Annotated in this window: 10 protein-coding genes; 7 read left to right on the top strand and 3 right to left on the bottom strand. The window is 65.7% G+C overall.

Annotated features, from left to right (window positions below):
- The first annotated feature begins 10 nt into the window (after positions 1-10).
- The 4 genes from nirD to F2P46_RS25065 all read left to right on the top strand — a co-directional run bounded on the left by nirD (position 11) and on the right by F2P46_RS25065 (position 5,413).
- Positions 11-358: a nitrite reductase small subunit NirD gene (nirD, locus tag F2P46_RS25080; RefSeq protein ID WP_166895338.1), complete on the top strand. Its 348-nt coding sequence runs from the start codon at positions 11-13 to the stop codon at positions 356-358.
- Positions 355-1,596 carry an FAD-dependent oxidoreductase gene (locus F2P46_RS25075; RefSeq protein WP_208296769.1) on the top strand — a complete coding sequence of 414 codons (1,242 nt, stop codon included), beginning with the start codon at positions 355-357 and terminating at the stop codon, positions 1,594-1,596. The genes nirD and F2P46_RS25075 overlap by 4 nt, the downstream gene beginning before the upstream one ends.
- Before the next feature lie 14 nt (positions 1,597-1,610).
- Complete coding sequence (locus F2P46_RS25070) at positions 1,611-4,313, top strand: nitrate reductase (protein WP_166895334.1); 2,703 nt, start codon at positions 1,611-1,613, stop codon at positions 4,311-4,313.
- Positions 4,314-4,387: 74 nt separating this feature from the next.
- Positions 4,388-5,413, top strand: a complete 1,026-nt coding sequence (locus tag F2P46_RS25065) for a DUF3667 domain-containing protein (RefSeq protein ID WP_166895332.1) — start codon at positions 4,388-4,390, stop codon at positions 5,411-5,413.
- A 124-nt stretch (positions 5,414-5,537) separates the two neighbouring features.
- Here F2P46_RS25065 and F2P46_RS25060 read toward each other — a convergent pair whose 3' ends face one another.
- Complete coding sequence (locus F2P46_RS25060; protein WP_166876897.1) at positions 5,538-5,882, bottom strand: zinc ribbon domain-containing protein YjdM; 345 nt, start codon at positions 5,880-5,882, stop codon at positions 5,538-5,540.
- A gap of 201 nt (positions 5,883-6,083) precedes the next feature.
- Between F2P46_RS25060 and F2P46_RS25055 the strand changes: the two genes are divergently transcribed.
- From F2P46_RS25055 to F2P46_RS25045, 3 genes are all read left to right on the top strand, one after another.
- Positions 6,084-6,866 (top strand): hypothetical protein, encoded by a 783-nt coding sequence (locus tag F2P46_RS25055; protein ID WP_166895330.1) that lies wholly within the window; start codon positions 6,084-6,086, stop codon positions 6,864-6,866.
- Positions 6,867-6,969: 103 nt separating this feature from the next.
- Positions 6,970-9,942, top strand: a complete 2,973-nt coding sequence (locus tag F2P46_RS25050) for an EAL domain-containing protein (protein WP_229509455.1) — start codon at positions 6,970-6,972, stop codon at positions 9,940-9,942.
- Between the two features lie 58 nt (positions 9,943-10,000).
- Positions 10,001-10,366, top strand: coding sequence for a hypothetical protein (locus F2P46_RS25045; protein WP_166895328.1), 366 nt, complete (start codon positions 10,001-10,003; stop codon positions 10,364-10,366).
- Positions 10,367-10,391: 25 nt separating this feature from the next.
- Here the strand turns inward: F2P46_RS25045 and F2P46_RS25040 are convergent, their stop codons facing one another.
- On the bottom strand, positions 10,392-11,357 hold the full coding sequence (locus F2P46_RS25040; protein WP_166895326.1) for an SRPBCC family protein: 966 nt from the start codon (positions 11,355-11,357) through the stop codon (positions 10,392-10,394).
- Positions 11,358-11,391: 34 nt separating this feature from the next.
- Positions 11,392-11,909: phosphoribosyltransferase family protein (locus tag F2P46_RS25035; RefSeq protein ID WP_267875886.1), on the bottom strand; the 518-nt coding region annotated here is incomplete at its 5' end.

Below are 11,909 nucleotides of genomic sequence, written 5' to 3'. Positions count from 1 at the left end.
GGAGAAGCTCATGCACCGCGATATCGAACTGACCAATTGGACCGCCGTCTGCTCGCTCGACGAGATCGTTCCCAACACCGGCGTGTGCGCACTCCTGAACGGCGAACAGGTCGCCGTGTTCCATGTGGCTGACGCCGAAGAACGCGTCTTCGCCATCGGGAACTACGATCCGAACAGCGGCGTGTCGGTACTCTCGCGCGGCCTGGTGGGCAGTCTGGGCGAACGCATCGTGGTCGCCTCGCCGATCTACAAACAGCACTTCGACCTGTTCACCGGCGAATGCCTGGAAGCGCCGGAACACTCGGTGCCGAGCTACCGCGCGCGGGTCGAAGACGGCAAGGTGTGGGTCTGCGCATGACAAACTCCACGACTGCGCCCGTCGCCAGGCAATCGCTGGTCGTGATCGGCAACGGCATGGCCGGCATGCGCACGGTCGAGGAAATGCTCAAGCTGGCGCCGGAACTATACGACATCACGGTGTTCGGCGCCGAGCCGCATGGCAATTACAACCGCATCCTGCTCTCGCCGCTGCTGGCCGGTGAAAAGAGCATCGACGACATCATGCTGCACACGCGCGAATGGTATGCCGCCAACGGCATCACCTTGCACGCGGGCGACCCGGTGGTGCACATCGACCGCCGCAAGCGCATGGTGCGCTCTCAGTCGGGGCGCGAAGTCTGGTACGACCGGCTGCTGCTGGCGACCGGCTCCAAGCCCTTCATCGTGCCGGTGCCCGGCCACAAACTGGCGGGCGTGATCGGTTTTCGCGACATCCAGGATGTCGATACCATGCTGGAAGCGGCCCGCAGCGGCGGCCACGCGGTCGTCATCGGAGGCGGCCTGCTCGGGCTGGAGGCGGCCAACGGCCTGCTGCGGCGCGGCATGCAGGTGACTGTGGTGCATGTGATGGACAGCTTGATGAACCAGCAGCTCGACAAGCCGGCCGCGCTGCTCCTGAAAACCGCGCTCGAACTCAAAGGCCTGCGCTTCCTGCTCGAAGCGCACACCAGCGAGATCGTGGGAGAGTCGCGCGTCAAAGCGGTCCGCTTCAAGGATGGCAACGAAATCCCGGCCGACCTGGTCGTCATGGCCGCCGGCGTGCGTCCGAACATCGAGCTGGCCAAGGCGGCCGGCCTGCACTGCGATCGCGCCATCGTCGTCGACGACACCTTGCAGACGTACGACCCGCGCATTTACGCCGTGGGCGAATGCGTGCAGCACCGCAGCGCCACCTTCGGGCTGGTGGCACCGATCTGGGACCAGGCCAAGGTCTGCGGCGCGCACCTGGCGCGCAACGGCCACCGCCGCTACGTCCAGCAAGCCACGCCGACCAAGCTGAAGGTGACCGGCGTCGACCTGTATTCGGTCGGCGACTTTATCGGCGGCGAGGGCAGCGAAGACCTGGTGCTGCGCGACCCGCGCCGTGGTATCTACAAACGCCTGGTGTTGGCCGGTAACCGCATCGCGGGCGCGGTCCTGTACGGCGACGTGCAGGATGGCCCGTGGTACTTCGGCCTGATCCAGAACCGCACCGACATATCGGCCATGCGCAGTCGCCTGCTGTTCGGCGAAGCCCTGTGCGCCCAAGCCGCCTGACACGGAGCCCGACTTTGAATCTCTCTCCCATACCCCTTGCTGTGCGCAGCACCTGTCCCTACTGCGGCGTGGGCTGCGGTATCACCGCCACGCCTTTGCCCGACGGCGCCATTGCCATTGCGGGCGACGCCAGCCACGCCGCCAATCGCGGCCGCCTGTGCGTCAAGGGAGCGGCCCTGGGCGAAACCCTCGGCCTCGAAGGCCGCCTGCTGCACCCGGCCGTGCGCGAGGACGGCGCGCTGCGCCAGGCATCGTGGGATGAAGCCCTGGAGCGCGTCGCCGGCGGCCTGCGCGCCATCATCGACCAACACGGGCCGGACGCGGTGGCGCTGTATGTATCGGGCCAGCTGCTGACCGAGGACTATTACGTCGCCAACAAGCTGATGAAGGGGTATATCGGCAGCGCCAACATCGACACCAACTCGCGCCTGTGCATGTCGTCGGCGGTGGCCGGCCACAAACGCGCCTTCGGCGCCGACCTGGTGCCGGGCTGCTACGAAGACTTCGACCTGGCCGACATGGTGGTGCTGGTCGGCTCTAACACGGCGTGGTGCCACCCGATCCTGTTCCAGCGCATCGCGCGCCTGAAGGATGCGCGCCCCGAAGTGCGCATCGTCGTCATCGACCCGCGCCGCACCGCCACCTGCGAACTGGCCGACCTGCACCTGCCGGTCAAACCCGGCACCGACGTGTGGCTGTTCAATGGCTTGCTGAGCTATCTGGCGAAAAGCGGCGTGCAGGACACGGCATTCATCGAAGCGCACACCAACGGCCTGGAACAGGCGCTGGACGCGGCGCAGGTCGATTGCGCCGATCCGCTGGCGGTGGCGCGCCACTGCCGCATCGATCCCGACGACCTGATGGCTTTCTACGGCGGCTTTGCGGCGACCACGAAAGTGATCACGGCCTTCTCGCAAGGGGTGAACCAGTCGTCGGCGGGCACCGATAAAGTCAACAGCATCATCAACTGCCACCTGCTCACCGGCCGCATCGGCCAGCCGGGCATGGGACCGTTTTCGATCACCGGCCAGCCGAACGCCATGGGCGGGCGCGAAGTGGGCGGCCTGGCCAACATGCTGGCCGCGCACATGGACCTGGACAATCCCGAGCACCGCGACACGGTGCAAACCTTCTGGTCGTCGCCGCGTATTGCGGAGAAGGGCGGTTTGAAGGCGGTCGACCTGTTCAAGGCGATCGAGGCGGGCACGGTCAAGGCGGTGTGGGTGATCGCCACCAATCCGATGGTGAGCATGCCGGATGCGAACCGGGTCCAGCGCGCACTGGAAAAGTGCGAGCTGGTGGTGGTATCCGATATCATCGCCAACACCGACACGAATGCGTTTGCCGACGTGCTGCTGCCGGCGCTGGGCTGGGGCGAAAAGGATGGCACGGTGACCAATTCGGAGCGCCTGATTTCGCGCCAGCGCGCCTTTTTGCCGGCTCCCGGCGAAGCGCGCGCCGACTGGTGTATTTTGGCGGACGTGGCGCGGCGCATGGGGTTTGACGGTTTTGACTTCGATAGTTCGCATGCGGTCTTCGACGAACACGCGCGCTTGAGCGTGTTCCGCAACGACGGTACGCGCATGTTCAACCTGGCGGGCCTGTGCGGCCTGCAGGCGCCGGACTACGACAAGCTCGAACCGGTGCAGTGGCCGGTGCGGCGCGGCGTCGACGGCACCCTGGAAGGCAGCACGCGCCTGTTCGCCGACCGCCGTTTCGCCCACGCCGACGGCAAGGCGCGCTTCATCGCCACCGCGCCGCGCGCGCCGGTCAACGCGGTCGATCCCGAGTATCCGCTGGTGCTCAACACCGGGCGCGTGCGCGACCAGTGGCACACCATGAGCCGCACCGGCCGCGCGCCGCGCCTGGCCGATCACACGGCCGAAGCCTTCATCGACATGCATCCGCAAGACGCGCTGCTGTACGGCGTGCGCGAAGGTGAGCTGGCGCGCGTGTCGAGCCGGTGGGGTGCGATGGTGGCGCGCGTGCAGCACGGCGGCGGCATCGCGCGCGGATCGGTGTTCGTGCCGATTCACTGGAACGGCCAGACCGCGTCCGACGCGCGTGTGGGCACCTTGGTCAATCCGGCGGTCGATCCGGTGTCGGGCGAGCCGGAATTCAAGCATACGCCGGTGCAGGTGGAGCGCTTCGGCGTGGCGTGGCATGCCTTTGTCTTGAGCCGCAGCGAGCTGGCGCTGGCCCAAGTTGCGCACTGGACGCGGGTGCAGGGCCGTGGCTTTGCGCGCTACGAGATGGCCGGGCGCGGCCAGTTGCGCGAGCGGGCCGCCTGGGCGCGCGCGCTGCTCGGCGTGAGCATGGATGCCGACTGGCTCGATTACGAAGACGCCAGCGATGGGGTGTATCGCGCCGTGCACGTGGTGGGCGAGCGCATCGAACAGTGCATCTTCCTCTCGCCGCGCACCGACCTGCCGGCGCGCGCCTGGCTGGCCAGCCTGTTCGCCAGCGATTCGCTCACCCAGCTCGACCGCGCCGGGCTGCTGGCCGGGCAGGCGCTCGGCATGCGGCTCGACACCGGGCCGACCGTGTGTTCCTGCTTCGGCGTCGGGCGCAATACGATCTGCGAGGCGATCATCGCGCGCGACCTCAAAACGGTGCCGGAAGTGACTGCTTGCCTGAAAGCGGGCGGCAATTGCGGCTCCTGCGTGCCGGAGATCAAAGTGCTGTTAATGCAGACGAGGGCGCGCGAAGCTGCCTGAAAATGTTGCCTGTGATTGTGATGTGAATGATATTATTGCCCGCATTAAACAATCTTACCTGCGGGAACACGGCGATGGCGATGGAACTGGAAGCGGCAGGCGCCTTGAGCGTGGCGGAGGCGGGCGCGCACGGGCATGGCGCACATGGACATGCAAGCTCGTGCGCCAACTGCGGCGCTGCGCTGACAGGCCCGTTTTGCCATCTGTGCGGGCAGCACGCGCACGTGCACAAGTCCTTGCTGCATCTGGGCGAAGAGGTGTTGCACGGCATTCTGCACTTCGACGCCAAGGGCTGGCGCACGATCCCCATGCTGGTCGCCAAGCCCGGCGAGCTGACGCGGCGCTACATCGACGGCCAACGTACCCGCTTCGTGTCGCCGCTGGCCTTGTTTTTGTTCCTGGTGTTTTTCCTGTTTTTTGTGGCGTCGCTCAGCAGCGGACCGACGCGTGTGAACATGTCCGACCCGGCAGCGCGGGCCGAAGCGCGTGCCGAGTTCGTACAGGAAGTGGAGCAGGCAAAGGCGGCGCTGCGCGCTGCCAACGGTGGCGGGCAGGCCGACGCCAAAGCCGAGCTGGCCGGCGCCGAGATGGCGCTCGGGCTATTCGACAAATACGGCGCTGGCGGAAGCGAACGTCGCTGGTTTACGTCGAATAAGTTCAGCATGAAAACCGCATGGCCGGCGCTTGACGCCGCCGTCAAGCATGCGGCCGAGAATCCGGCGTTGACGATCTATAAGCTCAAAAGCAGTGGCGCCAAGTTTTCCTTTTTGCTGGTGCCGATCTCGCTGCCCTTCTTGTGGCTGCTGTTCTTCTGGCGGCGCGGCGTGACGATGTACGACCACGCGGTGTTTTCGCTGTATTCGCTGTCGTTCATGGCGCTCATGTTCGCGCTGGTATTTGCGATCGGGGCCGCCGGTATGGGCGTCGTGGCGGGCGCCTTGGTGCTGTTGGCGCCGCCAGTCCACATGTTCCTGCAACTGCGCGGCGCTTACGCACTCAGCAATGGCGAGGCCTTGTGGCGCACCGTGGCGCTGTTGTGCATGGCGGGCGTGGTCTTCCTGCTCTACATGGCCTTGGTTCTGCTGCTGAGCGTCGCATGAAGGCTGCCGTCATGAAATGGACCGGCTACCTTGTCAGCGTTGCCGACGATGTCGCCGATGTCATGGACGGGAATTAGCTGCCGGGTGCCTCGGGCCCCGGTCGTGCAATGCTCCGCCAGCGTGCTTATACCTTCTTGACGAACTCCGACTTCAGGCTCATGGCGCCGAAACCATCGATCTTGCAATCGATGTCGTGGTCGCTGTCGACCAGGCGGATGTTCTTGACCTTGGTGCCCATCTTGACCGTGCCGCCCGATCCTTTGAGCTTCAAATCCTTGATCACGCTGACAGTGTCGCCATCCTGCAACACATTCCCCGCAGCATCGCGATAAACCTTTGGCCCCTCATCGGCCGCCGCCGCACCTTCCTGCGCGCTCCATTCGTGGGCGCACTCCGGGCAGACAAGATTGCTGCCGTCCTCATAAGTAAATTCTGAATTGCATTTAGGGCAGGGGGGAAGTGCGCTCATAGGAATCGTCCTGAAGTTGCTTGAAAGACGATGAGTATACAGGGTGCCGCACCTGCGCGAAGAGTTGCATATTGAGTAGAAGCAATGCTTCTCGTAAACAGTGATGCAAACATGGCTCTTCTTAAGGCTTCAATTCGAATGAATACTCTGATAATTGCCTTAGAGAATCAAAACATTCCAAATAGAACGAGGAGCATCACCATGGCACCGAACATCGCACTGAACAGCATCCGCCGTCCGGCACATGTGGTTGTCGACCGGGCCGGCGTCGGCGCGCCAGTGACGATCGAATTGCTGCCTTTTACCGTGCGCCCGGTGCGCACCGAAGCCGACCTGCGCCGCGCGGTGGCCGTGCGCCAGGCCGCTTATGCGCGCCACCTGCCGGAGTTCGCCCGCTCGCTGGAACAGCCCGAGGCGGCCGACTACGACGGCGACACGGTGATCCTGCTGGCCGAATCGAAGCAAGACGGCAGCGCGCTGGGCAGCGTGCGCATCCAGACCAATTTCCGCCAGGCGCTGCACGTGGAAGAATCGGTCGACCTGCCGCTGTGGCTGGCATCGCAGCGGCTGGCCGAAGTGACCCGGCTCGGCATCGTGGAAGGACGCATCGGGCGCCAGGTGAAACTGGCGCTGATCAAGGCTTGTTTCGAGCATTGCGAGCACAACGGCGTGGACACGGCCGTGGTCAGCGGCCGCGCGCCGATCGACCGCCAGTATGAGCAACTGCTGTTCACCGATGTGTTCGCCAGCCGCGACCCGGTGATCCTGCGCCATGTCGGTAACCTGCCGCACCGGATCATGTACTTCGACATCGCCAGCGGCCAGGAACGCTGGGAAGCGGCGCGCCATCCCTTGCTCGATTTCTTTTGCCATACACGCCATCCGGACATCGATCTTGGCCGCCATGTTCCTGCCGCCTGGAAACACGGCTTGCCGCGCAGTCAGCAAGCCGCCGGGGCTGTTGTTGTTGGGCTCGCCGCGTAATCAATCAAACTGTGACGGCGCGGGAGTAACGATGTATGCTTTGACATGATTGCCGCCCAAGAGCAACGAATGGCGGCGCCAGTTGTGCAGCCGGATGCCGCCCATGTTAATGCCGACTTCCTCGTCCCACGCGCCACGTGAACGCGAGCGCTTGCAACACGCTCTCGAAACGTTGTTGCGCCTGCTGTCTTTCTATCTGGTTCCGCTCGCCATCGCGCTGCTGTCGCTGCTGGCGCTGGCGTTCTGGAGTAACCAGTACCGCAGCGTCGAGGGCGGGCCGCTGGCGCTGCGCGTCATGGCGCACGCCGACGCCACGCTCGCGCCAGGGCAGGCGCTGGCGCAAGTGACTGGTTTACCGGAAGTCATGGCCCGCGAAACGCGCATGTCGCCCGATCCGCTCTGGTTCAGCATGGTTGCCGACACGCAAGCGGGAACGGTGATCGAATTTCCTTCGCGTCACATGACCGAGATCGCTTGTTGGGATGGCGCGACCCTGCGTTCGCTGGGAAGTTCCACCCGTTCCGCGTCGAGCGGCGCCGTGGCGCCGCTGCGGGCGGGGTTTGCGCTGACCTTGACGCCCGCGCCCGGCGCGTCCGCGCAGGCTGAGGGACCTGAGCGCTTGCTGTGCCGCGCCGTGCTCATCGGTCCGGCGAGACTGTCCGCGACCCAATGGCAGCCGCAGGAACTGGCGCTGGCGGTGCAGCAATTTCACCGCAAGTCGGGCTTGCTCGACGGCGGCATGATCGTGCTGACCTTGTTCGTACTGACGACCGCGCTGATCAACCGCCAGGCCCTGTACGTGCTGCTGGCCGGCTGGCTGATCCTGAACCTGCGCATGGGGGCGCTCTCGGCCGGCTGGGATATCCAGTGGCTGGGCCAAGTCGTGCCGGACCGCTGGCTGTTGCCGAGCCGTGCCCTGACCATCGCCCTGTACGCGATTTCGACCCTGACCCTGTACCAGACCCTGTTCCGCGAGCGGCTGGCCAACACGCGCTACCGCACGCCGCTGCGCGTTGCCGAATGGTGCTGCCTGCCGCTGCTGGTGCTGTCGGTCATCTTGCCGTACCATATTTTCCTGCCCATCATGTGGGGCTTCGTGGCGTATGGGCTGCTGCTGATGACGCTCGGGCTGGTCAACGTGATGTCGCAGTCGCACATGCGGGTGGCGTTCTGGTTCGCCGCCTCGTTCGCGGTGACCATGCTGTCGGGCCTGGCCGAAGTCATCGCCGCCGCGCTCGGCGTGCGCGACCTGACCGGCCTGGTCAACAGCGTCACGGCCGCGCTCGCGTCCAGCCTGCTGGCCGCGCTGGCGGTGGCCGAACAGATGCGCCAGGAAACCGAACAGCGCATCGCCGCCCAGGCCGAATTGCAGCATACCTACGAAGCCATGCCGGTCGGCCTGTTCACGCTCGATCTGGAAGGGCAATTTCTCAGCGCTAACCCAACCATGCACCGGATGCTAGGCGCCGATGCGGCCGTGATCGCGGGCAAGAATTTCCAGCAATTCTTCGCCGATGGGGTCTGGGGCACCTTGTCCACCCTGGTGCAGGAGCATCCCGACGCCGAGCTGCGCATCGAAGACCGCAGCGGCGCGCATTGCTTCCTGGTGCGTGCGACCCTGGCGCGCGGCAAGATCGAAGGCGTGCTGCAAGATACGACCGAGCAGCACAAGGCCACCGAGCAATTGCGCTTCATGGCCAATAACGATGCGCTGACCAAGGTCTACAACCGGCGCGGCATCGAACGCGTGTTCGAGCAAGCCTGTTTCAAGCCGATGACCCTGGCTTATCTCGACCTCGACCGCTTCAAGCTGATCAACGACCTGTTCGGCCACCTGGCCGGCGATGAAGTGCTCAAGCAAGTGTGCGAGCGCATTGGCGCCGTGCTCAGCGGTGACCAGCGGATCGGCCGGGTGGGCGGCGATGAATTCGTGATCATCATGCCGGAAACCTCGATTCGCGTGGCCGCGCTGATCTGCCGCTGCCTGGTCGGGCGCATCGGCAACACGCCCTACCGCGTGGGCGACAAAGCGTTTCATGTGCGCGGTTCGATCGGCCTGATCGAAGTGCAGCCCGGCATGCAAATGAAAGATGCCGTCTCGACCGCCGACCGCGCCTGCCGCGAAGCCAAGAGCGGTCACCGTGACGGCCTGGTCGTGTACGAGCGCGATTCCTCGGCCTTTATCGAACGCGAGGCCGAGCTGAACCTGGTCGAGCGCCTGTCGGCCAACGACGCCACCGCGTGCATGGTGCTCGAAATGCAGCCAATCATGTCGCTCAAAATGCCCTACGATTCGATGAATTTCGAAGTCTTGCTGCGCATGCGCGAAGCGGACGGTACCTTGCTGGCGGCCGGGCCGATCATCGCCGCCGCCGAGAAAAGCGGGCGCATGGGCGTGATCGACCGCTGGGTGCTGTCGACGACCTTGAGCTGGATTGAGCGCAATGCCGACATGCTGGTCAATACCCAGTTCGTGTGCATGAACCTGTCGGGCGCCTCGCTCAACGACGAACGTTTCATCCAGGACACCATCGACATCCTGCGCCGCCACCGCGAGGCCGCCAGCCGCTTGTGCATGGAAATTACCGAAAGCGTCGCCTTGCACGACCTGAACAACACGCGGCGCTTCATCGACCAGGTGCGCAACTTCGGGGTCAAGGTGGCGCTCGACGATTTTGGCGCGGGCTATACGTCCTTCTCCTACCTCAAGGAATTGCCGGCGGACATACTCAAGATCGATGGCAATTTTATCGTCAATATGAATGCGCATCCGGCCGACGTGGCCATTGTCGAGGCGATCGTCAAGCTGGCGGTCAACCTGGGCATGAAGACGATTGCCGAATGGGCCGAGGATCGCGCCACGGTGCAGACCTTGGCCGATATTGGGGTGGACTATGTGCAAGGTTTTGTGATCGCATCGTCAATGGCGCCGGATATCTTGCTCACTGTCAGCTCGGCCGCCGGCTTTATCGTCGACGAAGAGCTCAACCTGCTCGTCGGCACGCTGGGCACGCCCGGCAAGGCGCCTGTACAGACGGCAGCGGTCGATGAAGCGCCGGTGACGGGCTTGCACTGAACTGCCTGGCGGCGCGCGGGTCGAAACCTGATCAACATCCTTAAGAAGGGGACGAGCGATGATCGAGCATGCGGTATTGGGAGTGTTTGACGACCTCGACAAGGCTGGGCAGGCGCGCGCCGCCTTGTTGGCCGACGGCTTCGACGCCGATGCGCTGGAGCTGAAGGTGCATAACGACGAAGCGGGGCCGGTGGAAGGCAATTTTTACGTGGGCAATACGCCCAGCGAAAGCGCACAGCACGTCTACGACAGGAATTACGCCAATCCAGTCCAGCGCGCGCAATGCTTGCTGGTGGTCGATGCCAACGACGCAGCCATGGCGGCGCGGGCGGGCGCCATCATGGCCGGTTTCGGCGCGCGCGATCCGAATCAATTGTCCGCCACGGGAGGGGGCGGGGCGCCTTTGCCGGCCCGCCCTTCCTGATGCTGGCAGGTGGCGGGCGCGGCCCTTACTGGCGGGGCGCCACCGGATTTTCGCTCGACTGATCGCCCGCGCGCGGCATTGGCGTGCCTTCCAGCAGGCTTTTCAGGCGCCCCAGGTCTTCTTCCAGCGCGTGCTCCGGGTCGCCGCCGAACAGCGTGGCCACCGCCTGTCCCACGGCCCCCGCCGGCGGCCGGTACGACAAGCGGACCGTGGCCAGCGTGCCCCCGCGCGACGGTTCAAGCCGCACCGATCCCGCTTGCTCCACTTGCGCGCCGGGCGCGCTGCGCCAGGCCAGGCGGTGCGGTCGCACCTGCTCGGTCAGCACCGCATCAAAGCTGAACTCGCTGCCGGCCGGGCCTTTGACCACCCAATGCGAGCGCCGGTTGCCGAGCTCGCGCACCTCGACCACATTCGCCATGAAACGCGGAAAGTTGTCGTAGCTCGCCCACAGCGCGTACACCTGCTCGGGCGGGGCGTCGATGCGGATGGTTTTTTCTAACGCCACCATGCCGCTGCGCCCTTGCTGGCGCGACAGCCCGGGCAGGGCGCCCTTTGTCATGGAGCGCATCAGCAGCGCCGCGCCAGCCAGGCCCACAACCATGGCAAGCGGCATGCGCCTGGTCAGCATGCCGGCCAGGCCGAGCGTGCCGCCGCCCAGCATGGCGGCATTGTGCGGCGACGATGGCCACAAGGACTGCGCGGAGAAGGAACGGCGACTAGCATCACTGGTGCCGGCGCTCTTCAGCGCCGTTGAGGCATCGCCCTGGCGGCGGCTGGTATCCGCGCCTCCCGCGCCATCGGCGTCGCCCACCCCGGCCTTGCCAGCGCCAGTCATGCGCTCGGTGCGGCCGGCGCCATCGGCGCCGATCCGCTCGCTGACGCCATGCACGACTTTTTCGAGCATGTCGCCGCCTTGCCGGCCCAGGTCGCGCAGTTTCGCTCCGGACAGCGCGCGTCGCGGCGCGCCCCGGTCCGGGTCCATCATGTACATGGCGAGCGCGCCGAGCGCCGCGCCGCCCAGCCATTTACCGAGGTGAAGATCGTGTTCGGACGTCTGTTTTATGGTTCTCTCCGTTCGCTTGTGTTGGTCGATGAACGCTGCCCTCGCGCGCCTGGTCGCGCCAGGCGAGGGCCAGCAGGTCTTGTACTTCCGCGTCGCCGGTCTGGTCGAATTGGCGGTACCACTGGCCGACCGCGCGGAAGTCGGGCGGCTGGCTCAGGCAAACCAGTTCGTCGACTTGCGCGGCGAGCGCGGCGCAACTGTCCGGAGCGCCCACCGGCACGGCGACCACGATGCGCCGCGCCCCGCGCAAACGCGCGGCCCTGATCGCCACGCGCATGGTGGCGCCGGTGGCCAGCCCGTCGTCGATCAACATGACGGTCCGGCCCGTCAGATCGGGTTCGGCGCGCGCGCCACGGTACTGGCGCGGGGGGCGGGGGCGGGGGGGGGGGGGGGGGGGGGGGGGGGGGGGTGGCGGGGGGGGGCGGGAGCGGGGGGGCGGGGGGGGGGGGGGGGGGGGGCCGGGGGGGACCGCCGGGGGGG

It is taken from the genome of Massilia sp. CCM 8734, assembly GCF_011682155.1.
GTDB lineage: Bacteria > Pseudomonadota > Gammaproteobacteria > Burkholderiales > Burkholderiaceae_D > Telluria_A > Telluria_A rubra.
Note: the sequence above shows the minus strand (reverse complement) of the source record. Positions and strands in the feature narration are given on the sequence as shown.